General features: G+C 63.8%; 21 protein-coding genes. 11 read left to right on the top strand and 10 right to left on the bottom strand.

Features of this window, described 5'->3' with window-relative positions; genetic code table 11:
- The first annotated feature begins 157 nt into the window (after positions 1 to 157).
- From ACIQUS_RS22590 to ACIQUS_RS22575, 4 genes are all read left to right on the top strand, one after another.
- On the top strand, positions 158 to 2,911 hold the full coding sequence (locus ACIQUS_RS22590; RefSeq protein WP_403051733.1) for a response regulator: 2,754 nt from the start codon (positions 158 to 160) through the stop codon (positions 2,909 to 2,911).
- Between the two features lie 65 nt (positions 2,912 to 2,976).
- Positions 2,977 to 3,966 carry a 2-hydroxyacid dehydrogenase gene (locus ACIQUS_RS22585; RefSeq protein ID WP_403051730.1) on the top strand — a complete coding sequence of 330 codons (990 nt, stop codon included), beginning with the start codon at positions 2,977 to 2,979 and terminating at the stop codon, positions 3,964 to 3,966.
- A gap of 31 nt (positions 3,967 to 3,997) precedes the next feature.
- On the top strand, positions 3,998 to 4,435 hold the full coding sequence (locus tag ACIQUS_RS22580; RefSeq protein ID WP_403051727.1) for a hypothetical protein: 438 nt from the start codon (positions 3,998 to 4,000) through the stop codon (positions 4,433 to 4,435).
- Complete coding sequence (locus tag ACIQUS_RS22575; protein ID WP_403051724.1) at positions 4,414 to 4,836, top strand: META domain-containing protein; 423 nt, start codon at positions 4,414 to 4,416, stop codon at positions 4,834 to 4,836. Before ACIQUS_RS22580 ends, ACIQUS_RS22575 begins: the two co-directional genes overlap by 22 nt.
- A gap of 80 nt (positions 4,837 to 4,916) precedes the next feature.
- Here the strand turns inward: ACIQUS_RS22575 and ACIQUS_RS22570 are convergent, their stop codons facing one another.
- Positions 4,917 to 5,387: a TlpA disulfide reductase family protein gene (locus ACIQUS_RS22570; protein ID WP_403051721.1), complete on the bottom strand. Its 471-nt coding sequence runs from the start codon at positions 5,385 to 5,387 to the stop codon at positions 4,917 to 4,919.
- An 86-nt stretch (positions 5,388 to 5,473) separates the two neighbouring features.
- Between ACIQUS_RS22570 and arsC the strand changes: the two genes are divergently transcribed.
- From arsC to ACIQUS_RS22555, 3 genes are read left to right on the top strand one after another with little or no spacing between them, the layout of a single operon-like run.
- Complete coding sequence (gene arsC / locus ACIQUS_RS22565; protein WP_403051718.1) at positions 5,474 to 5,827, top strand: arsenate reductase (glutaredoxin); 354 nt, start codon at positions 5,474 to 5,476, stop codon at positions 5,825 to 5,827.
- The gene (gene wrbA, locus ACIQUS_RS22560) at positions 5,824 to 6,429 is read left to right on the top strand and encodes an NAD(P)H:quinone oxidoreductase (protein ID WP_403051715.1); all 606 of its coding nucleotides are present in this window, start codon (positions 5,824 to 5,826) and stop codon (positions 6,427 to 6,429) included. The genes arsC and wrbA overlap by 4 nt, the downstream gene beginning before the upstream one ends.
- A complete protein-coding gene (locus tag ACIQUS_RS22555; RefSeq protein WP_403051712.1) occupies positions 6,422 to 6,838 on the top strand; it encodes a DUF2069 domain-containing protein in 417 nt (138 codons plus the stop codon). The genes wrbA and ACIQUS_RS22555 overlap by 8 nt, the downstream gene beginning before the upstream one ends.
- An 86-nt stretch (positions 6,839 to 6,924) precedes the next feature.
- On the opposite strand, the gene ACIQUS_RS22550 is transcribed toward ACIQUS_RS22555, so the two are convergent.
- On the bottom strand, positions 6,925 to 7,596 hold the full coding sequence (locus ACIQUS_RS22550; RefSeq protein ID WP_403051709.1) for a DNA-3-methyladenine glycosylase I: 672 nt from the start codon (positions 7,594 to 7,596) through the stop codon (positions 6,925 to 6,927).
- Positions 7,597 to 7,601: 5 nt separating this feature from the next.
- Positions 7,602 to 8,426 (bottom strand): tRNA 2-thiocytidine(32) synthetase TtcA, encoded by an 825-nt coding sequence (gene ttcA, locus ACIQUS_RS22545; RefSeq protein WP_403051706.1) that lies wholly within the window; start codon positions 8,424 to 8,426, stop codon positions 7,602 to 7,604.
- A gap of 273 nt (positions 8,427 to 8,699) precedes the next feature.
- Here ttcA and ACIQUS_RS22540 point away from each other — a divergent pair, with 273 nt between their 5' ends.
- Both ACIQUS_RS22540 and ACIQUS_RS22535 read left to right on the top strand, forming a co-directional pair.
- Entirely contained in the window at positions 8,700 to 9,299 is a 600-nt protein-coding gene (locus ACIQUS_RS22540; protein ID WP_403051703.1) for a Yip1 family protein, read from the top strand.
- Between the two features lie 150 nt (positions 9,300 to 9,449).
- On the top strand, positions 9,450 to 9,944 hold the full coding sequence (locus ACIQUS_RS22535) for a SprT family zinc-dependent metalloprotease (protein WP_403051700.1): 495 nt from the start codon (positions 9,450 to 9,452) through the stop codon (positions 9,942 to 9,944).
- Between the two features lie 197 nt (positions 9,945 to 10,141).
- Here the strand turns inward: ACIQUS_RS22535 and ACIQUS_RS22530 are convergent, their stop codons facing one another.
- The 4 genes from ACIQUS_RS22530 to ACIQUS_RS22515 all read right to left on the bottom strand — a co-directional run bounded on the left by ACIQUS_RS22530 (position 10,142) and on the right by ACIQUS_RS22515 (position 14,488).
- Positions 10,142 to 11,464, bottom strand: a complete 1,323-nt coding sequence (locus tag ACIQUS_RS22530; RefSeq protein ID WP_403051697.1) for a dicarboxylate/amino acid:cation symporter — start codon at positions 11,462 to 11,464, stop codon at positions 10,142 to 10,144.
- A 289-nt stretch (positions 11,465 to 11,753) separates the two neighbouring features.
- On the bottom strand, positions 11,754 to 13,100 hold the full coding sequence (locus ACIQUS_RS22525) for an ATP-binding protein (protein ID WP_403051694.1): 1,347 nt from the start codon (positions 13,098 to 13,100) through the stop codon (positions 11,754 to 11,756).
- Entirely contained in the window at positions 13,097 to 13,774 is a 678-nt protein-coding gene (locus tag ACIQUS_RS22520) for a response regulator (protein WP_403051691.1), read from the bottom strand. The genes ACIQUS_RS22525 and ACIQUS_RS22520 overlap by 4 nt, the downstream gene beginning before the upstream one ends.
- Positions 13,775 to 13,885: 111 nt before the next feature.
- Complete coding sequence (locus ACIQUS_RS22515) at positions 13,886 to 14,488, bottom strand: outer membrane beta-barrel protein (RefSeq protein WP_403051688.1); 603 nt, start codon at positions 14,486 to 14,488, stop codon at positions 13,886 to 13,888.
- Between the two features lie 123 nt (positions 14,489 to 14,611).
- On the opposite strand from ACIQUS_RS22515, the gene ACIQUS_RS22510 reads away from it, so the two are divergent.
- Positions 14,612 to 15,313 carry a 4'-phosphopantetheinyl transferase gene (locus ACIQUS_RS22510; protein WP_403051685.1) on the top strand — a complete coding sequence of 234 codons (702 nt, stop codon included), beginning with the start codon at positions 14,612 to 14,614 and terminating at the stop codon, positions 15,311 to 15,313.
- A 3-nt stretch (positions 15,314 to 15,316) separates the two neighbouring features.
- Here ACIQUS_RS22510 and fhuF read toward each other — a convergent pair whose 3' ends face one another.
- Genes fhuF through ACIQUS_RS22495 form a run of 3 tightly spaced genes read right to left on the bottom strand, consistent with a single transcriptional unit; the run spans position 15,317 to position 18,197 of the window.
- Positions 15,317 to 15,865 (bottom strand): siderophore-iron reductase FhuF, encoded by a 549-nt coding sequence (fhuF, locus tag ACIQUS_RS22505; RefSeq protein ID WP_403051682.1) that lies wholly within the window; start codon positions 15,863 to 15,865, stop codon positions 15,317 to 15,319.
- Entirely contained in the window at positions 15,862 to 17,478 is a 1,617-nt protein-coding gene (locus ACIQUS_RS22500; RefSeq protein WP_403051679.1) for an ATP-binding protein, read from the bottom strand. The genes fhuF and ACIQUS_RS22500 overlap by 4 nt, the downstream gene beginning before the upstream one ends.
- Positions 17,475 to 18,197: a response regulator gene (locus tag ACIQUS_RS22495; RefSeq protein ID WP_403051676.1), complete on the bottom strand. Its 723-nt coding sequence runs from the start codon at positions 18,195 to 18,197 to the stop codon at positions 17,475 to 17,477. Before ACIQUS_RS22495 ends, ACIQUS_RS22500 begins: the two co-directional genes overlap by 4 nt.
- A 765-nt stretch (positions 18,198 to 18,962) precedes the next feature.
- On the opposite strand from ACIQUS_RS22495, the gene ACIQUS_RS22490 reads away from it, so the two are divergent.
- Positions 18,963 to 20,774 (top strand): ribonucleoside-diphosphate reductase subunit alpha (locus tag ACIQUS_RS22490; protein WP_403051673.1); only part of this gene is annotated, 1,812 nt, incomplete at its 3' end.

Below are 20,774 nucleotides of genomic sequence, written 5' to 3'. Positions count from 1 at the left end.
TGCACCTGCGTTCTCATCGCGCCGCGTAGGATTCCACTGACGGCAAAAGTTAAGACAAATGAGTGCATTGCGCAGGAAGGCGCGGTACTTTTCCGATTTGGTCTGTCAGCACACGCTGACGGAGGCTTACAGCACTTGCCGGGCACAGGAGCATTGTGTGCTGAATCGTTTGGGAATCCGCAGCCGCGTATTGCTGCTCGCCTTGCTACCTGCCGGGTTGATGGCTGTGGTACTGGGCTGTTATTTCACCTGGCTGCAGCAAAGCGAGCTGCAATCCCAATTGCTGCAGCGCGGCAAGATGATTGCCGAGCACCTGGCACCGCTGGTGGCGCCAGGCCTGGCGCGCCATGACCCGGCGCAACTGGAGCGCATCGCCGCCCAGGCCCTGGACCAGCCCGATATCCGCGCCGTGGCCTTCCTCGGCCCAAGCCGCAACAGCCTGGCCCATGCCGGCCCGAGCATGCTCAACCAGGCACCGGCTGGCGGCGGCACCGAGCTGCTGCAACGCACCGGCAACGACGCCACCCGCTACCTGCTGCCGGTGTTCGGCCATCACCGCGACCTGGCCGGCGAGCAGATCCCGAGCGAAGCGGATCGCCTGCTGGGTTGGGTAGAAATCGAGCTGTCCCATAACGGCACCCTGTTGCGCGGTTACCGCAGCCTGTTCACCAGCCTGCTGCTGATTTTCTTCGGCCTGTTGACCACGGCGATGCTGGCCCTGCGCATGAGCCGCACGATCAATGACCCCATTGGCCAGATCAAGCATGCCGTGACCCAACTCAAGGACGGCAACCTGGAACAGCGTCTGCCAGTGATGGGCAGTTATGAGCTCGACGAGCTGGCCGCCGGCATCAACCGCATGGCCGAGACCCTGCACAACGCCCACGAAGAGTTGCAGCACAGCATCGACCAGGCCACCGAAGACGTGCGCCAGAACCTGGAGACCATCGAGATCCAGAACATCGAGCTGGACATGGCGCGCAAGGAAGCCCTGGAGGCCAGCCGGATCAAGTCGGAATTTCTCGCCAACATGAGTCACGAGATCCGTACCCCGCTCAATGGCATCCTCGGCTTCACCCATCTGTTGCAGAAAAGCGAACTGACCCCGCGCCAGCTCGACTATCTGGGCACCATCGAGAAGTCCGCCGGCAGCCTGCTGGGGATCATCAACGAGATCCTCGACTTCTCCAAGATCGAGGCCGGCAAGCTGGTGCTCGACAGCATTCCGTTCAACCTGCGCGACCTGATCCAGGACACCCTGACGATCCTCGCCCCCGCCGCCCATGCCAAGCAACTGGAGCTGGTCAGCCTGGTGTACCGCGACACGCCGCTGTCGCTGGTGGGCGACCCGCTGCGCCTGAAGCAGATCCTCACCAACCTTGTGAGCAATGCCATCAAGTTCACCCGCGAAGGCACCATCGTCGCCCGGGCCATGCTTGAAGAAGAACACGAAGACAGCGTGCAGTTGCGCATCAGCATCCAGGACACCGGCATCGGCCTGTCCAGCCAGGATGTCCGGGCGCTGTTCCAGGCCTTCAGCCAGGCTGACAACTCGCTGTCGCGCCAGCCGGGCGGCACAGGTCTGGGGCTGGTGATCTCCAAGCGCCTGATCGAGCAGATGGGCGGCGAAATCGGTGTCGACAGCACGCCGGGCGAAGGCTCGCAGTTCTGGGTCAGCCTGCGCCTGCCCAAGGCCCGTGACGATGCCGAGGACCTGCCACTGCAGTCGCTGGTGGAGCGCCGGGTCGCCATCGTCGATGGCCATGAACTGGCCCGCCAGGCCCTGGAACACCAGTTGGAAGATTGCGGCCTGCAGGTCAGCGCCTTCCATTCGATCGATTCCTTGCTCAACGCCGTGGCGGCCGGGCGGATGGCCGGCGAGCCATTTACCCTGGCCGTGCTGGGGGTCAACCTCAATGGCGTGTCGCCGGAGCGCCTGGGCCAGTACATTTCCCAACTGGAGCGTCTGGACTGCCAGGCCCTGGTACTGTGCCCGACCACCGAGCAGGCGCTGTACCACCCTTACCTGCCCAACGCCCACAGCCAGTTGCAGGCCAAACCTGCCTGTACACGCAAGCTGCGTCGGGCCCTGCTGGAGCTGGTGCAGCCGCGCCGCAGCGCCAGCGAAGCCAAGATCAGCTGCGACCAGCCGCTGCCCAAGGTGCTGTGCGTCGACGACAACCCGGCCAACCTGCTGCTGGTGCAGACCCTGCTGGAAGACCTGGGCGCTGAAGTGCTGGCGGTCGACAGTGGCTACGCCGCGGTCCAGGCCGTGCAGGACGAACGCTTCGACCTGGTGCTGATGGACGTGCAGATGCCGGGCATGGACGGTCGCGAATGCACCGAGCAGATCCGCCGCTGGGAAAACAGCCAGAGCGGCGCGCCCCTGCCCATCGTCGCCCTCACCGCCCATGCCATGGCCAATGAAAAGCGTGCCCTACTGCACAGCGGCATGGACGATTACCTGACCAAACCGATCAGCGAGCGCCAGTTGGCCCAGGTCGTGCTCAAGTGGACCGGCCTGACCCTCGGTGCGCCGCGCAGCGAGCGGGTACCGGAGCGCGCCGCCGACAGCGGCGAGCTCAAGGTCCTCGATCCGGAGGAAGGCCTGCGCCTGGCGGCGGGCAAGCCGGACCTGGCCGCCGACATGCTGGCCATGCTGCTGGCTTCGCTGGAAGCCGACCGCGAGGCCATCCGCCTGGCCCGTGAGGCGGCTGATCGCACCGGCATGATCGAGCGGGTCCATCGCCTCAACGGCGCCTCCCGTTACTGCGGGGTACCGCAGTTGCGGGCAGCCTGCCAGCGCAGCGAAACCTTGCTCAAGCAGAATGACCCCGAAGCACCGCGTGCCCTGGACGAGCTGGACCGGGCCATCACCCGGCTCGCAGCCCAGGCGCGCCTGAGTGCCTGACCTGGGGCAAGGCGATGCCCTTGCCCCAGGCCTAGACTGTGCGGCCACCGACCCAGGAAGATCCCATGCGCATACTGTTATTCAGCAGCCAGACCTACGACCAGGACAGCTTTACCCGCGTACCGGCAGCGCCGGGGCTGGAGCTGCACTTTCAAGCCGCGCGGCTGTGCGAAGACACCGCAGCCCTGGCCGCCGGCCATGAGGTGGTGTGCGCCTTCATCAATGACGACCTCGGCGCCCCGGTGCTCGAACGCCTGGCCGCCGGCGGAACGCGCCTGATCGCCTTGCGTTCGGCCGGCTACAACCATGTCGACCTGGCCACGGCAAAGCGCCTGGGCCTGGCGGTGGTGCGGGTGCCGGCCTATTCGCCGCATGCCGTGGCCGAACACGCCGTGGCATTGATCCTGGCCCTCAACCGCCGCCTGCACCGCGCCTACAACCGAACCCGAGAAGGCGATTTCAGCCTGCACGGCCTGACCGGCTTCGATCTGCACGGCAAGACCGTCGGAGTGGTCGGCACCGGCCAGATCGGTGCGACCTTTGCTCGCATCATGGCCGGTTTCGGCTGCCAACTGCTGGCCTACGATCCCTACCCCAATCCCGAGCTGCTGGCCCTGGGCGCCCGCTACCTGGAACTGCCGGCGCTGTTGCGCCAGGCGCAGATCATCAGCCTGCACTGCCCGCTGACCGAACAGACCCGCCACCTGATCAACGCGCAAAGCCTGGCCGACCTGCAGCCCGGCGCAATGCTGATCAATACCGGACGCGGCGCCCTGGTCGACACCCCGGCATTGATCGAGGCCTTGAAGAACGGCCAGCTCGGCTACCTGGGCCTGGATGTCTACGAAGAAGAAGCCCAGCTGTTCTTCGAAGACCGCTCCGACCTGCCCTTGCAGGACGACGTGCTGGCCCGGCTGCTGACCTTCCCCAATGTGATCGTCACCGCCCACCAGGCCTTTCTCACCAAAGAAGCGCTGGCGGCCATCGCCCAGACAACCCTGGACAACATTACCCGCTGGGTGGCAGGCAATCCGCAAAACTTGGTCGAGGGTTGATGCTAGGATACGCGGCAGATTTGGAGGACCCATGGTCGAACACGATTTCCGCTACAACCTGTTTAACCCGCAACACACCCTGATCGAATGCCGCGCCCTGGTACCGGGCCGCTATCAAGTGACCGGCAATGGCGGTTCGATCAAGAAAAGCGATGTCCTGCTGGTGACCCTCAAGGGCAGCAAGGACTTGTCCATGCGCCTGACCGTGGAAACCGTACGCCATCTGATCAACCCGACCGGCCAATGGGTCGCGGTGGCCAGCGGCCCGGTGTTCGGCGAACTGGCGATCCACCAGTGGCAGGTCAACTGCGACAGCTGCCAGGCCAGCCTGGACTTTGAATTCGCGGTGGACTCCAAGCTGGGCAAGAAGGCCCAGCAACCAGCTGCCAGCGCACGCATCGCCGAGCTCGGCTGGATCAGCCGTGGCGACAAGCATGTATGCCCTAAATGCAAGGAGACCGCTCAGTGAAAACGCAGTTGCTCTGCGCCCTGGCCGGCACCACCCTGCTGGGCTGCGCCGCCGAGCCGATGAAGCTGGAGCAGGAACGCAGCTACCTGCTGGAGTGGATTGGCGAACGTCCGCTGATGGACTACAGCCACCTGACCCTGACCCTGGCGTCCGATGGCCGCGCCTATGGCAATGCCGGCTGCAACCACTGGTTCGCGCCTTACCAGCTGGAGGGCGACAAGCTCACCTTCGGCAAGGTCGGCAGCACCCGCAAATTGTGCGCGCCAGCCCTGATGGAGCAGGAAAAACGCTTCCTCCAGGCCCTGGAAACCGTGCAGCGCTGGGATATCTCGCCGATCGAGCAGGTGCGCTTCTGGCCGGCCGAGGGCAAGCCGCTGCGCTTCTGGCCTGAAGAAGGCTGAGTGGGAGCTGGCATCGCCAGCGATGCAAGCAGCGCGTAACAACTGACACCGCGCCGATTCCATCGCCGGCGATGCGCCCCTCAGCTCTTGGCGTCTTTAAGCGCCTTGATCTTCTCGTTCAACCCTTCAAGGGTCTGCTCCCCCATCAACTGCTCACGCACCTTGCCCTTGTCGTCGATGATGTAGGTCACCGGCAAGGCTTCGCTGCGCGGCAGCTCGAAGCGCTCGGCCGGGTCGCTGGCCAGTACGGTGAAGCCGATGCCCAGGGCTTCGCTGGCCTTTTTCAGCTCCTCACCCTGCAGGCCGTCAAAGTTCACCCCGACCACCTTCACGCCCTGGGCCTGCCATTGCTTGGCCGCGGCATTGAGCTCCGGGATTTCGATACGGCACGGGCCGCACCATTCGGCCCAGTAGTTGAGCACCAGCCAGTGCCCGTCGATCTGCTCGGCCTTTACCGCCTGGCCATTCTGGTCCAGGCCATAATCCGCACCGCAACCGCCAAGCAACAGGCTCGCGGTGATGGCCAGTGCTGCTGCCAAACGCCTTGTCATGGGTCAATCCTTCTCGAAGTTTCAAGCAAAATGCGATGTCGCTGCGGTTAGAATAGCCGCCACCCCCTGCTGGATGCGACCCGAACATGACCGACCTTACGCTTTATCACAATCCGCGCTGCTCCAAATCCCGTGGTGCCCTGGAGTTGCTCGAAGCCCGTGGCCTGGCCCCGACCGTGGTCCGCTACCTGGAAACCCCGCCCAGCGCCGCGGAACTTGCGACCCTGCTCGGCAAGCTGGGCATCAGCGCGCGCCAGCTGCTGCGCAGCGGCGAGGATGAGTACAAGGACCTGAACCTGGCTGATCCGTCCCTGAGCGAAGCCCAGCTGATCGACGCCATGGTCAAGCACCCGAAACTGATCGAGCGGCCGATCCTGATCGCCGGCGACAAGGCCGTGGTCGGCCGGCCACCGGAGAAGGTGCTGGAGATCCTGCCGTGAGCACGCCGTACATCCTGATCCTGTACTACAGCCGCCACGGCTCGACCAGCGAGATGGCCCGGCAGATTGCCCGCGGCGTCGAAATGGCCGGCCTGGAGGCACGCATCCGCACGGTGCCGGCGATTTCCACCGAATGCGAAGCCGTGGCCCCGGACATCCCGGAAACCGGCGCCCTCTATGCCACCCTGGACGACCTGCGCCATTGCTCGGGCCTGGCCCTGGGCAGCCCGACCCGCTTCGGCAACATGGCCGCACCGCTCAAGTACTTCATCGACGGCACCAGCAGCCTGTGGCTCAGCGGTGGCCTGGTCGGCAAGCCGGCAGCGGCCTTCACCTCCACTGCCAGCCTGCACGGCGGCCAGGAGTCGACCCTGCTGTCGATGCTGCTGCCGTTGATGCACCACGGCATGCTGATCATGGGCCTGCCCTACAGCGAATCGGCGCTGCTGGAGACCCGTGGCGGCGGCACGCCCTATGGCGCCAGCCATCACGCCGGGGCCGACGGCAAGCGTGACCTGGACACCGATGAAATCACCCTGTGCCGCGCCCTTGGCCAACGTCTGGCCAGCACCGCCAAACTGCTGGAGAACGGCCGTGGCTAAAAAGCCCAAGGTGCTGCCCGCGATCGAATGGCTGGTGCCGCGCCTGCGCCTGGCCCGGGCCTTGAGCCTGGCCAGCTTCTTCGGCCTGATCGCCCTGCTGACCCTCAACAACCTGCTGTTCGCCGACCTGCACGGTGCACGCATCGGGGTGATCCTGGCGGTCGAGCTGGTGCCGCTGGCCCTGCTGCTGCCCGGCATGCTGCTGGGCAACGCCCGCGCCCACGCCTGGACCTGCTTCGTGGTCAACCTGTACTTCATCAAGGGGGTGCTGGCCGCGTTCGACCCGTCACGGGCGCTGTTCGGCTGGCTGGAAGTGGCGATCAGCCTGGCGCTGTTCGTCAGTGCCCTGCTGTATGTGCGCTGGAAGTTCCAGTATGAGCGGCGCCTGGCTGGGGAAGGCTCGAACTGAGCGGGGCCGTCATCGCAGGCTTCGCCAGCTCCCACAAGTAGTGCATGTGGGAGCTGGCGAAGCCTGCGATGACGGTACCACCGCTCTCAATGATTGACGGTGTGCGCCAGCATCACCGACAGCTGGCACAGTGGCCGGCCACTCTCGGCGTGCCACTGGTTGAACGCTGCCTGCACCAGCGCCAGGTCACGCTGGCTGGTCGGTGGCTTGTCGATGATGTCCTGGGCGATCAGGGCCGCGGCCATGTCGTCGGTGGGGATGAAGGTATCCTTGCCGACCATGCGCAAAAAGCGCGGTGCCGACAGCCCGCCGAGCTGGTTGCCATGCTTGGCCAGGTACTTCCATAGCCCGATGATGTCGGTCACCGGCCAGTCGGCGATCAGGGCGCCGAAACTGCCCTTCTCTTTCTCGATGTCGAGGATCATCTGCGCATTGCGCGGCACGCTCTTGAGCTTGCCCAGGTGACGAATGATGCGGGTGTCCTGCATCAGCCGCTCCAGGTGCTCGGCGCCCATCAGCACCACCTTTTCCGGGTCGAAGCCGAAGAACACCTGCTCGAAGGCCGGCCACTTGGCATCCACCAGGCTGTGCTTGAGCCCGGCGCGAAACACCCGCAGGGCCAGGGTCGACAGGTAGCGGTCGGCACTGATTGCCCGCAACTGCTCCGGGCTTCTGGCCTGGGGCAGGTGCGCTTCCAGGGCAGCAGCGGAGCCGAAGCGGTTCAGGCAGTACTCATGCAGCCATTGGTAGTCGCGCATGCCGGTCAGATATTCAGCACGTCGAGGAAACGCGGCGTGGCGTTCTCATCGATCTTCAGGTTGGCGAAGTCGAACAGGTTGCGGTCGGCCAGCTGCGACGGCACTACGTTCTGCAGGCCGCGGAAGATGTTCTCGGTACGGCCCGGGGTCTTGCGCTCCCACTCCACCAGCATCTCCTTGACCACCTGGCGCTGCAGGTTTTCCTGGGAGCCACAGAGGTTGCACGGGATGATCGGGAATTCTTTCATGTCCGAATAGGCCTGGATGTCCTTCTCGCTGCAGTAGGCCAGCGGACGGATCACCACGTTGCGACCGTCGTCGGCGCGCAGCTTGGGCGGCATGGCCTTGAGGGTACCGTTGAAGAACATGTTGAGGAAGAAGGTCTCGACGATGTCATCGCGGTGGTGCCCCAGGGCCATCTTGGTCGCGCCGATCTCGTCGGCGAAGGTGTACAGGGTGCCACGGCGCAGGCGCGAGCACAGCGAGCAGGTGGTCTTGCCCTCCGGGATCAGCTCCTTGACCACCGAGTAGGTGTCCTTCTCGACGATGTGGTACTCGACGCCCAGGGTCTGGAGGTAGGCCGGCAGCACGTGCTCGGGGAAGCCCGGCTGCTTCTGGTCCATGTTCACCGCGACGATCTCGAACTTGATCGGCGCCACTTTCTGCAGGTGCAGCAGAACATCGAGCATGGTGTAGCTGTCTTTGCCGCCGGACAGGCAGACCATGACCTTGTCGCCGTCTTCGATCATGTTGAAGTCGGTGATGGCTTCGCCGGCGAGACGACGCAGGCGTTTTTGCAGTTTGTTCTGGTTGACCGAAAGGGTGCCCATAGCGCTTGGAATCCGCGAGGTGTGACAAAAGCCGCACATTTTACGCACAAACCGTCGGCAGGCGTAGACCAATCCGATAAAGACTGCAAGGTGATTAGCCGTGACCCTGACAGCGCGATTTGCTCTAAAAAGCCGGCTTTAAGCGGCTAACTCCTTCCTATACTGCGACATAAGGCCACGGTAAAAAAGCTGACCTCGATCCTCTGGCCCGTACCACTTGGGGTCGCAAGCGCTCCGCTGGGGGGCGATGCAACAACGATAGGAGTGACTGGCATGATCCATCACGTTGTTGGGCTATTTACGCATCCTGATCAGGAATGGAAAGAAATACGTGGCGAGGAAGAAAGCATCAGCCACATGTACCTGACCCACACCCTGATACTGGCGGCCATCCCGGCGGTATCGGCGTTCATCGGTACAACCCAGGTCGGCTGGGTCATCGGCGATCGCGCTCCGGTCATGCTGACCCAGGAAAGCGCGCTATGGATGACCATCATGTCCTACCTGGCCATGCTTGGTGGCGTAGCGGTCATGGGCGCGTTCATTCACTGGATGGCACGTACCTACGATGCCAATCCGAGCCTCGCCCGCTGCATCGCCTTTGCCACCTACACCGCAACACCGCTGTTCATCGGCGGCCTGGCGGCGCTGTACCCACACCTGTGGCTGGGAATGATCGTCGGCACGGCAGCCGTGTGCTACACGGTCTATCTGCTCTATGTCGGCCTGCCGACCTTCATGAACATACCTTCGGATGAAGGCTTCCTGTTCTCGAGTTCGGTACTGGCGGTCGGCCTGGTGGTGCTGGTAGCCATCATGGCCTTCACCGTGATCATCTGGGGTCTGGGCGTGGGACCGGTCTATACCAATTAGAAAACGACTAGAAAACTATTAGAAAACAAAACAACATAGGTGCTGTAACCCTCAGGCCGCCGCAAGGCGGCCTGATGCTGTGTGCTGACCGGTGGCTCGGCAGCGTTGCGGCGCTTGCGGCATAATTGCCGCCCAGGAGTGTTCCCCGATATGCCCGAGCTGCTCAAATCCCGCGTCGAAACCTGTTACCTGCAAGCCGAAGCCTTTTTCAAACGCCCCTTCCCGCGCCCCGAAGTCAGCTTCAAGCTGCGCGGACAAAAGGCGGGCGTCGCCCACCTGCATGAGAACCTGCTGCGCTTCAACCTGCAACTGTATCGCGAGAACAGCGAAGACTTCCTCAAACAGACCGTGGCCCATGAAGTGGCCCACCTGGTGGCCCATCAACTGTTCGGTGACCGCATCCAGCCCCACGGCGAGGAATGGCAACTGATCATGCGCGGCGTCTATGAACTGCCGCCCCATCGCTGCCACAACTATGCGGTCAAGCGTCGTACGGTGACCCGCTACATCTACCGCTGCCCCTGCGCCGGCAGCGACTTCCCGTTCTCGGCCCAGCGACACAGCCTGGTGCGCCAGGGGCGGCGCTACCTGTGCCGACGCTGTCGGCATACCCTGGTGTACAGCGGCGAGACGCGGGTGGAATAGCCGCCGTATGGGGCTGTGCACCTGTGGGAGCTGGCGCAGCCTGCGATGACGCCCGTGCAATCGCCCCCGGACTACGGCCGCTGCGCGGCCGATCGCAGGCTTCGCCAGCTCCCACAGGGTTACTGGTCAGTCTCTGTAGGCAACAGGCACAAAAAAGCCCATCCGAAGATGGGCTTTTTCATTTCGCAGTCGCCGTCTTAGCGAGCAACACCTTCAGCCACGCCCAGGTCGTCGACCGGACGGGTATCGACCAGTGGCGAGCCACCGGAGGCCAGCTCGGCCTGCAGCTTGTCTTCGTCCAGCTCCTTGACCCACTTGGCCACGACCACGGTGGCCACGGCGTTGCCGATCAGGTTGGTCAGGGCACGGGCTTCGGACATGAAGCGGTCGATGCCGAGGATCAGGGCCAGGCCGGCTACCGGCAGGTGACCTACCGCCGACAGGGTGGCCGCCAGAACGATGAAGCCACTACCGGTCACGCCCGCAGCACCTTTGGACGCTACCAGTAGCACCAGCAGCAGGGTGATCTGGTGGGTGATGTCCATGGTGGTGTCGGTGGCCTGGGCGATGAACACAGCCGCCATGGTCAGGTAGATCGAGGTACCGTCCAGGTTGAACGAGTAGCCGGTGGGGATCACCAGGCCTACTACGGATTTCTTCGCACCCAGGCGCTCCATCTTGGTCAGCATGCGTGGCAGGGCCGACTCGGAGGACGAAGTACCCAGCACGATCATCAGTTCTTCACGGATGTAGCGGATCAGCTTGAGGACGCTGAAGCCATGGGCGCGGGCGATACCGCCCAAAACCACGAGGATGAACAGCACGCAGGTGACGTAGAAGCAGGCCATCAGGTAGCCCAGCTGCACCAGCGAGCCGACGCCGTACTGGCCGATGGTGAAGGCCATGGCACCGAAGGCACCGACCGGCGCCAGCTTCATGATCATGTTGATGATGTTGAACATGACGTGGGCGAAGCGGTCGATCAGGTCCAGCAGCGGCTTGCCGTAGGCACCCAGGCGATGCAGGGCGAAGCCGAAGATCACCGAGAACATCAGCACCTGGAGGATGTCGCCGTTGGCAAAGGCGCCGACCACGGTGTTGGGGATGATGTTGAGCAGGAAGCCGACCGTGGTCTGCTGCGCGCCGGCGGCGGCATAGGCGGCCACGCTGCTGGCATTCAGGGTGCTGACATCGATGTGCATGCCGGCGCCGGGCTTGACCACGTTGACCACCACCAGACCGATGATCAGGGCGATGGTGGAGACGATTTCGAAGTAGAGCAGCGCGTAGCCACCGGTCTTGCCGACCGATTTCATACTCTGCATGCCAGCGATGCCGCTGACCACGGTGCAGAAGATGATGGGGGCAATGACCATCTTGATCAGTTTGACGAAGCCGTCACCCAAAGGTTTGAGGGCAACGCCGGTTTCGGGGTAGTAGTGGCCCAGCAGGATACCGATGGTGATCGCTACTAACACCTGGATATACAGCGATTTGTACAGTGGCTGACGCGTCGTCATGGCTATTTCCTCAAGTGTACGGCCCGATCCTTCCCAGGACGCGAGCGATACCTAAAGCGCGAACCCTCCTGCACTGGAGGGATTTGTTGTGTCGAGCTGCCTGGCAGGACTCTGCAGGGTCAATAGCAAGCCTGATGCCAAAATGCGCTCGATCGGTGCAAAGCCCGTATTGCGCGGGTTTGCTTGCACTGTGAGGACGCAGTGAAGGGGTCAGGGTTGGCGGATTTCCGCCCGCCACCCTGGGCAAATGAAAGGTGATGGCGGTAATCCGCCCACGGGGGATGGCGGTTCAGTCCCGGGAAAAGCCGATGCGAAACGCCGCTCCGCCCAAAGGAGAGTCATCGAGGGCAAGGCTGGCGTCGTAGCTGTCGATGATGTCCTTGACCACCGCCAGGCCGATGCCCTGCCCCGGGTGCTGGCGGTCGAGGCGCTCACCGCGCTGGAGGATCCGCTCACGCTGGTCAGGCGGCACGCCAGGCCCGTCATCCTCGATACACAGCTCGACCTGCGTGTCGCCACCGTGCCAGCTGATGCGTACCTGGCCCAGGCACAGGCGGTATGCGTTTTCCAGCAGGTTGCCGAGCAGTTCGAGCAAGGCGCCCTGCTCCATGGGCACCATGGCCTGCTCGGGAACCTCGAGGCTGACCTTGACCTGCTTGTCGCGGTAGACCTTGGCCAGGGTGCTGCACAGGCTGTCGAGCAAGGGCCGCAGGGCTACCTGGTGGCGCACCAGGCCGCTTTTGCGCAGGCTGGCGCGTTGCAGTTGGTAGTCGATCTGCTGGCTCATGCGCTCGATCTGGCTTTGCAGGATGCGCGCCTGTTCGCGGTCTTCACGGCGCTGCGCCATGCTTTCACTGACCCCTTGCAACACGGTCAGCGGGGTTTTCAGGCTGTGGGCCAGGTCGCCCAGCGAGTCACGGTAGCGTTGGCGCTGCTCGCGCTCGCTGCGCAACAGGCGGTTCAACGAGCCGGTGAGGCGCAGCAGCTCCCGAGGATGCTCAGCGCTGAGCCCGTCGCGGGCGCCGGACTCGACATCATCAAGCTCGTGGCTCAACTGACGCAGCGACCGCAGGCCCCAGGTCATACCCGCCCAGAGCAGCGCCAGCAAGGTCAGCAGCGCCGCGCCGAAGCCCAGGTACAGGCGTTCGCGCAGGCCATTGAGGGTTTGCTGGTACTCGCGCAGCGGCTGCAGGGCGACGATGCTGAAGGCTGCGCTCTTGCCTCCGAGCAGCTTGACCTCCACGTCATAGACGAAATACTCCTCGCCATCGACCTGGCGGATTCGCGCGAATTCGTTGCCGCGCCCGTCATAGCGCGGGGTGTAGTTGATGTTTTCATCGGCGGTGGCCCGCGAGCGCCACACCAGGTTGCCCTGGCGGTCGAAGATATAGCCGAGCAGGCGGCTGTCGGGCAGGTCGAATTTCTCGTCGGGCAGCAGCACCGGCATCTGCAGTTGATTGTTCTCGACGCGTGCCGCGGAGATCAGGGTGGTGACGTCCGAGGCCAGGCGCTTTTCGATCGCCTCCTGCAAGGCCAGGCTGAAGGCCTTCTGCAGGGCCGGCAGCAAACCGAGCATGAACAGCAGCGCCAGCAGCGCTGCTGCCACCATCAGCCGCAGGCGTAGCGAACGAATCACCGGCAACGCTCGGTGAACAGATACCCCATGCCACGCACCGTATCGATGGGCTTGAAGCCGTTATCGCCCTCAAGCTTGCGGCGCAGGCGGCCGACCAGCACCTCGATCACGTTCGGGTCACGCTCGTCGTCATCCGGGTAGAGCTGCTCCATCAGGCGTTCCTTGGCCACTACCTGTTGGTGATGGCGCATCAGGTATTCGAGAATGCGGTATTCGTAGGCGGTCAGGGCCAGGGGCTGCTCATCCAGGGTCGCCTGCTTGCGGTTGAGGTCCAGCAACAAGGGACCGGCGGCAATGGTCGACTGGGTGAAGCCACTGGAACGGCGCAGCAGGGCATTGAGCCTGGCTTCCAGTTCTTCGAACTGAAAAGGCTTGACCACATAATCGTCGGCTCCGGCCGCCAGCCCTTCGACCTTGTCCTGCCAGTTGCCGCGTGCGGTCAGGATCAATACCGGAAAGCTCTTGCCCCGGGAGCGCAGCTGGCGAATCAGGTCCAGCCCGCTCATGCCCGGCAGGCCCAGGTCGATCACCGCCAGGTCATGGTTGTACTGTTCGGCCTGGTACAAGGCTTCTTCGGCATCGGCCACCGCTTCGACCACATGCCCGCTTTCCGTCAAGCGGCTGTACAAGTGATGACGCAAGAGTGCCTCATCCTCGACCACCAGCAGTTTCATACGCTCCTCCCTACGCGTGCCGACAAGTCGGCATAAAACGAATCCTGTGCAGAAGAATAACAGCGAACCGGCCCTGCAACTGCAGGCCGGTTCGGGCAGGCTACGCGCCGGTCAGAAGGCGTAGTTGAGCGCCAGGTAGGTCTGGGCGCTGCTGTCCAGGCGCAGGGTGCCGACTTTCGGGCCGCCATGCTCGGCCAGTTCGGTGCTGGCGTTGCTGCGCAGGTAACGGTAACCCAGTTCCACCGACGCCTGGTCGCTGACCTGTTGCAGCACACCGGCCTGCAGGCCGACGGCGTAGCCGGTGTCGGTGTCGCGGCTGTAGCCGGAGGACTCCTGGCTGATTTTGGTCAGGCCGGCGCTGGCACCGCCGAACAGCTTGGTGGTGTTGCCCAGCGGGTAGAACACATCGTAGCTGCCCAGCAGGTTTTCCTGGCGCATCTTCAGGCCGCTGTGGTCGTTGGAGACGTTGTCGTAGGTAAGGTAGTAGCGCCCCTGGTCGTTCATCTGGCCAATACGGATGCCATAGGTGCCGTCCTTGTGGATGATGCCGTCGGTGTTCAGGTGATCGGTGTTGCTGCTGAGCAGGCCGGACTTCTTGATCTTGTCGCTGGTCTGGCCGTAGGTGACGCCGGCGAAGGTGGTGTCGGCGGCCTGCGCGGCGGCGCTGGCGCCCAGAAAGGCCACGGCGAGGAACAGGGTATTGAGGGTTTTCATGGTACTGACTCCTTGTGATGCCCTGAGTGGGTGTGGAAGCCAGACTACGCAAGCGGCCCTGAACGGCCGCTGAACCCTGCCTGAACCTTGGCTGAACAGCTGGCCCACGGCACAATACCGGACATGAATCGACTTCCCTCCTGCTGCGCCCCGCTGCTGCACGATTGGCCCCTGCCCCGCCCGATCCCCGGTGCGGTACTGGTCAGTTGCCCCTTCGACCCTGCCCTGCTGGCCAGCGATGACTTTGCCCGCGCCGGTATCGAGCAGACACCCAGCCTGCAACGCTCGGTGGCCAAGCGCCAGGCCGAGTACCTGGCCGGCCGGGTGTGCGCCCGGGCAGCCTTGCAGCGCCTGGACGGTCGCGAGTACGTCCCCGGCACCCACGAGGACCGCTCGCCGATCTGGCCGGCGGGCATCAGCGGCTCGATCACCCACGGCAAGGGCTGGGCCGCCGCCGTGGTGGCACACCGCAGTGATTGCCAGGGACTTGGGCTGGACCAGGAAAGCCTGCTCAGTGACGAGCGCGCGGCACGCCTTTGCCGGGAAATCCTCACCGAGGCCGAACTGCAACGGATGGACACCGGGCAAACCGGCTTGACCGTCACCCTGACCTTTTCCCTCAAGGAAAGCCTGTTCAAGGCCCTCTACCCTATCGTCCAGCAGCGCTTCTATTTCGAGCACGCCGAAGTGCTGGAATGGAGCGCCGACGGTCAGGCACGCTTGCGCCTGCTGACCGACCTGTCGACGCAGTGGCATAAAGGACGGGAGCTTGAAGGGCAGTTCTGCCTGCAGGATGACCAGTTGCTGAGCCTGGTCAGCGTTTGAGCCTCACGCCAGCAACGGGCAGTGTTCGCAGTGCCCGACCCAGTCCACCTTGTAACTCAGGCAGCACGTGCGCCGCCGACGCCGGCCGGCGCTATCCAGTGTGACGGCGGCGTACAGCGGGCTGCCTGGCGTTTCGAGCAAGCGGCGCAACCCGCCGCAATCGGCCAGGTCTCGCTGCAGGGCCTGATCCAGGCAGTCCCCGGCATTGCCCCACAGCACGGTCGCAGCCACCTCGCCCAGCGTCGCCAGGCGCTGTACCAGCGGCTTGAGGTGATGCTCCAGCAGTTGCTCAAGGTCGCCACAATACCCAGCACGTGCGCTCAGCTCGAGCGGCAGGCCACGGGTATCCAGGACGATGCGGGCTTGCGTAAACAGCGGCAACTGCTCACCGCTTGCCGCCAACCGCCAGACCAGGGCGAAGTAGTACTTGGACCATTGCGACACCAGCACCGGGCGCTGCGCCGGCATCAACCCGGGGCCGTACAGGTCGAGCAGCAAGGTATCGAAGCGAGCCGGACTCAACACCTGCTCCAGCCTCTGTGGCACGCTCACGGTGCATCCTGGGTACGCGGCCAGCTCAGGCTGAAACGGGCCCCGCCCAGCTGTTCGCTGTGACCGACCGAGGCGCGGCCGTTATGCCAGTAGATGATCCGTCGCACGATCGACAACCCCAGGCCATGGCCGCCGGAGGCGCGGGTGCGGCTGTCGTCGAGTCGGGTGAAGGGGGTGAAGATGCGATCCCAGACGCTTTCCGGCACACCCGGGCCATCGTCTTCGACATCGATCCGGCAGCGCTGGGTGCCCAGCTGATAGCTGAGGCTGACCCGGGATTCGGCATGGCGCATGGCATTGCTGACCAGGTTCTGCAGGGCCCGGTGCAGGTAGCGCGGCTCAGCCTCGACCCAGGCGCCCTGCTCGTCCTGCCCCGGCTCACCGATCTGGCATGGGCCGCGGAACACCCTGACATCGCTGCGCAGTGGCGCCAGCTCGGCAATCACCTGATCGAGCAAGGCATCCAGATCGACCCGCTGGAAATGCAGGGCCGGCGCGCCCTGCTCGAGGCGGGCGTAGGTGAGCATCTCGTCGACCAGCTTGTCCAGGTCCTGGATATCGCCATCCATGCCGCTGAGGTACTTCTCGCGGGCCTGCTCGTCACGGGCGCTGGCAATCATCTCCAGGCCAAAGCGCAGCCGCGCCACCGGGGTGCGCAGCTCATGGGAGACCGCCCGCACCAGCTCGCGCTGGATGGCCAGCGAGCGCTGCAGGTGCTCGGCCATGCCGTTGAAAGCAGCGGCCAGGCGCCCCACCGAATCGGCATCGTCAGCGGTCACCCGGGTATCCAGGCTGCCCTGGGCAATGCGCGTGGCAGCGGTTTCAAGGGCGGACAGGCGCCGCTCGAGCTGGCGCACCAGCAAATAGACGATCAGGCCGATCAGGCACAGGCCCAGGGCGGCAATCAGCACCAGCATCTGCGGTGGATAAGGGTTCAACTGGTACAGCGGGCCGATTTCCAGGGCCCAGGGCGTGCCGACCATGCCGGCATAGACGCGGATCGAATCGCCGTCCTTTCCCAGCGCCAGCACCGTGTCGCCCTCGTCGACGCGGCGGCGCTGGTCTTCGTCCATGTCGGTCTGTTCCACACGCCGCAGGTTCAGCTCGAAACCAAAGCCCTTGTTGCGCTTGAGCTCGGCCAGGCGCCGCGGCTGCTCGCCGATCGGGTAGCGCACCAGTTCGTCGATCAACAGGTAAATCGTGGCGCGCGCCAGTTGCTCGCTGATCTGCTGCACTTCCCCGATCAGCAGCAGATCCTGGGTACCGACCTGGCGCATGACCTTGGCCGCATGGGGACCGGTCTTTTCCACCAGCACCTGGCCGCGCTGCAACTGGCTGCGCTGCCCACCATCGAGCCCCGCCGCCGACAGGGGTTGCAGTTGCAGCGGAATGCCCAGCAAACGCTCCCAGATCAGCAGGTTGCGCTTGCGCTCGAGCGCCCCCAGGGGCACCAGGTTGTCGGCCATCAGGGTAAAGGTACCGTGAGCCAGGCGCTCGCGGTGCTGGGCGGCACGCACCTCGTTGAGCAGGTGCAGGCTGAGTACGCCGAGCACGGCCACCAGCACCAGCGCGGCGAGCATGCCGCCATAGATGCGCAGGAAAATCGAATTCATCGCACCTGGCCCATGGCCTCGGCCGCCTCGCGCACGAACAGGTAGCCCTTGCTGCGGATGGTCTTGATCATCCGGGGGTGTTCGGGGTCATCGCCGATCTTCGGGCGGATCCTGGAGATGCGCACATCGATGGAGCGGTCCTGGCCGTCGTAGCCCACCCCCCTCAGCGAAGTGAATATTTCTTCCCGCGACAGGGTGCGCCCGGCGTTGCTGACCAGCAGCCAGAGCAGGTCGAACTCGGCGCTGGTCAGCTCGATACCGTTGTCGTGCAACCAGGCCTCGCGCAGGGTGTTGTCGACGCGCAAGGGCCCGAACTGCAGGCATTGCGGGGGTTCGCTCTCGGCAGGGGCCTCGCTGCGCCTGAGCAAGGCGTGGATTCGTGCCAGCAGCACACGCGGGCGCACCGGCTTGCAGACATAGTCGTCGGCGCCCAGGTCCAGGCCCTGGACCTGGTCCAGGTCGTCACTGCGCGCGGTGAGCATGAGGATCGGTCCGGCAAACTGCTGGCGCACCTTGCGGCAAATGCTCAGGCCGTCTTCGCCAGGCAGCATCAGGTCGAGCACCACCAGGTCCGGCTGCTCGGCAATGATCCGCGCCGCCGCCCGGGCACCGTCGCCTTCGACCGCGACATCGAAGCCGTTGGCCTGCAGGTATTCACGGGTCAGGTCAGCCAATCGCTGGTCATCCTCGACGATCAACACCTGACTACGCTGCTCCACGGTTCACCCCTGCCGGACATTGTTATAGGAAGAAGACCTGCATCACCCTTTCATCAAAGGGCAACATCGCCCCCGGATACTACGATGGCACCTCGCCCCTGCCAACCGCTGCCGACGCCAAACAAAACCCGTGCCAAAACGCCTCGGACCGGGCGCTTTTTTGTGATAGGGTTCGCGCCCGAAAAAATCCGCTCGAACGCCGATTCGGGCGCAAAAAAGAGTAAAGAGCGGTGGGACGTGGCCTACAGGGGCTTCCAAAAAATCACTCACAAACTACACACAAGTTATCCACAGGGCGCCGCCTTGCAATACCCCCTGGACCGCATTATCTTGTATCCCCAGCGCAGCGAAACACTAGATGTTGGGGTTTCACCAAAATCCCAAGCACAAGTCAGGCACGAAACTCAAGCCCTCTGAAGGTGCTTTTTCTGCTTGAACTTTACTTGCATTCAGCAGCCAAACCGCTCCTGCGGAGACGAAGGTTGCAAGCCCTTCCAGGGCCTTGTTTCAGGTACGCGCGTTGCAGGCAAAGCCGCAAGCGGTACCACAACAGTTTTGGGGTTTACCCCGGAACCTTTGACTTCGGCCAGGGAGCGGCAAACGATTGCCCTAATTCCTGATCTGTCCCGAAGTAGGTATGCCCGACCCGGTCGGCGCACGAGAGCCTTGTGTGTTCTTGTGCCCCCGGGTGGTTGTCGAGCTTTCGGACGGAACGGTGGGCGCCCATGAGGCGCCTGAATAAACATAGAGACTGTGGAGACACCCATGCAAACCGACACAACTCGCGAGAACCCGCAGGCCTTGGCGCCGCAGGCCGCCGATTCGAACCTGGATCTGGCTGCCACCGCCCCAGGCCAACTGCGTGTGATCAAGCGCAATGGCACTGTCGTCGCCTACACCGACGACAAGATCACCGTGGCCATCACCAAGGCGTTCCTCGCAGTTGAAGGCGGCACCGCAGCCGCCTCGTCGCGCATCCACGACACCGTTGCCCGCCTGACCGAACAGGTCACCGCCACCTTCAAGCGTCGCATGCCATCGGGCGGCACCATCCATATCGAAGAGATCCAGGACCAGGTCGAACTGGCCCTGATGCGCGCCGGCGAGCAGAAAGTCGCCCGTGACTATGTGATCTACCGCGACCAGCGTGCCAAAGAGCGTGCCACCCGTGGCAGCAGCGACGCCGCCGTGCAGCCGCACCCAACCATCCGCATCACCCTGGCCGACGGCAGCCTCGCGCCGCTGGACATGAACCGCCTGAACACCATCATCAGCGAAGCCTGCGAAGGCCTGGCCGAAGTCGATGGCGACCTGATCCAGCGCGAAACCCTGAAGAACCTCTATGACGGCGTGGCCATCAAGGACGTCAACACCGCCCTGGTGATGACCGCCCGTACCCTGGTCGAGCGCGAGCCGAACTACTCGTTCGTCACCGCCCGCCTGCTGATGGACACCCTGCGCGCCGAAGGCCTGGGCTTCCTGGGCGTGGCCGACAGCGCCACCCACCACGAGATGGCCGACCTGTACGCCAAGGCCCTGCCGGCCTACGTCGCCAAGGGCGTCGAGTTCGAACTGCTCAACCCTGCCCTGGCCGACTTCGACCTGGACAAACTGGGCAAGGCGATCGACCACGAGCGCGACCAGCAATTCACCTACCTGGGCCTGCAGACCCTGTACGACCGCTACTTCATCCACAAGGATGGCGTGCGCTTCGAGCTGCCACAGGTGTTCTTCATGCGCGTGGCCATGGGCCTGGCGCTGGAAGAAAAAGACAAGGAAGCCCGTGCGATCGAGTTCTACAACCTGTTGTCGTCCTTCGACTACATGGCCTCGACCCCGACCCTGTTCAACGCCGGTACCCTGCGTCCGCAGCTGTCGAGCTGCTACCTGACCACCGTGCCGGACGACCTGTCGGGCATCTACCACGCGATCCACGACAACGCCATGCTGTCGAAATTCGCCGGTGGCCTGGGCAACGACTGGACCCCTGTGCGCGCACTGGGCTCCTACATCAAGGGCACCAACGGTAAATCCCAGGGCGTCGTACCTTTCCTGAAAGTGGTCAACGACACCGCCGTCGCCGTCAACCAGGGTGGCAAGCGCAAGGGCGCTGTCTGTGCCTACCTGGAAACCTGGCACCTGGACATCGAAGAATTCATCGAGCTGCGCAAGAACACCGGTGATGACCGTCGTCGTACCCACGACATGAACACCGCCAACTGGATCCCTGACCTGTTCATGAAGCGTGTCTTCGATGACGGCAAGTGGACCCTGTTCTCGCCATCGGAAGTGCCGGACCTGCACGACCTGACCGGCAAGGCCTTCGAAGAGCGCTACGAGTACTACGAAGCCCTGACCGAGTACAACAAGATCAAGGTGTTCAAGACCATCCAGGCCAAGGACCTGTGGCGCAAGATGCTCTCGATGCTGTTCGAGACCGGCCACCCATGGCTGACCTTCAAGGATCCGTGCAACCTGCGCAGCCCGCAGCAGCACGTGGGTGTGGTCCACAGCTCGAACCTGTGCACCGAGATCACCTTGAACACCAACAAGGACGAGTTCGCGGTCTGCAACCTG

Source organism: Pseudomonas sp. NPDC090755, from assembly GCF_044769005.1.
Classification (GTDB): Bacteria; Pseudomonadota; Gammaproteobacteria; order Pseudomonadales; family Pseudomonadaceae; genus Aquipseudomonas.
Note: the sequence above shows the minus strand (reverse complement) of the source record. Positions and strands in the feature narration are given on the sequence as shown.

What these genes read in the sequence shown, in the direction of transcription:
- ACIQUS_RS22550 (WP_403051709.1), bottom strand. Translation starts at nt 7,596, where the DNA reads ATGCGCGACTACCAATGGCTGCATGAGTACTGCCTGAACCGCTTCGGC.
- ACIQUS_RS22570 (WP_403051721.1), bottom strand. Translation starts at nt 5,387, where the DNA reads ATGACAAGGCGTTTGGCAGCAGCACTGGCCATCACCGCGAGCCTGTTG.
- ACIQUS_RS22540 (WP_403051703.1), top strand. Translation starts at nt 8,700, where the DNA reads ATGATCCATCACGTTGTTGGGCTATTTACGCATCCTGATCAGGAATGG.
- arsC (WP_403051718.1), top strand. Translation starts at nt 5,474, where the DNA reads ATGACCGACCTTACGCTTTATCACAATCCGCGCTGCTCCAAATCCCGT.
- ACIQUS_RS22535 (WP_403051700.1), top strand. Translation starts at nt 9,450, where the DNA reads ATGCCCGAGCTGCTCAAATCCCGCGTCGAAACCTGTTACCTGCAAGCC.
- ACIQUS_RS22530 (WP_403051697.1), bottom strand. Translation starts at nt 11,464, where the DNA reads ATGACGACGCGTCAGCCACTGTACAAATCGCTGTATATCCAGGTGTTA.
- ACIQUS_RS22520 (WP_403051691.1), bottom strand. Translation starts at nt 13,774, where the DNA reads ATGAAACTGCTGGTGGTCGAGGATGAGGCACTCTTGCGTCATCACTTG.
- ttcA (WP_403051706.1), bottom strand. Translation starts at nt 8,426, where the DNA reads ATGGGCACCCTTTCGGTCAACCAGAACAAACTGCAAAAACGCCTGCGT.
- ACIQUS_RS22510 (WP_403051685.1), top strand. Translation starts at nt 14,612, where the DNA reads ATGAATCGACTTCCCTCCTGCTGCGCCCCGCTGCTGCACGATTGGCCC.
- ACIQUS_RS22500 (WP_403051679.1), bottom strand. Translation starts at nt 17,478, where the DNA reads ATGAATTCGATTTTCCTGCGCATCTATGGCGGCATGCTCGCCGCGCTG.
- ACIQUS_RS22585 (WP_403051730.1), top strand. Translation starts at nt 2,977, where the DNA reads ATGCGCATACTGTTATTCAGCAGCCAGACCTACGACCAGGACAGCTTT.
- ACIQUS_RS22575 (WP_403051724.1), top strand. Translation starts at nt 4,414, where the DNA reads ATGCAAGGAGACCGCTCAGTGAAAACGCAGTTGCTCTGCGCCCTGGCC.
- ACIQUS_RS22515 (WP_403051688.1), bottom strand. Translation starts at nt 14,488, where the DNA reads ATGAAAACCCTCAATACCCTGTTCCTCGCCGTGGCCTTTCTGGGCGCC.
- ACIQUS_RS22580 (WP_403051727.1), top strand. Translation starts at nt 3,998, where the DNA reads ATGGTCGAACACGATTTCCGCTACAACCTGTTTAACCCGCAACACACC.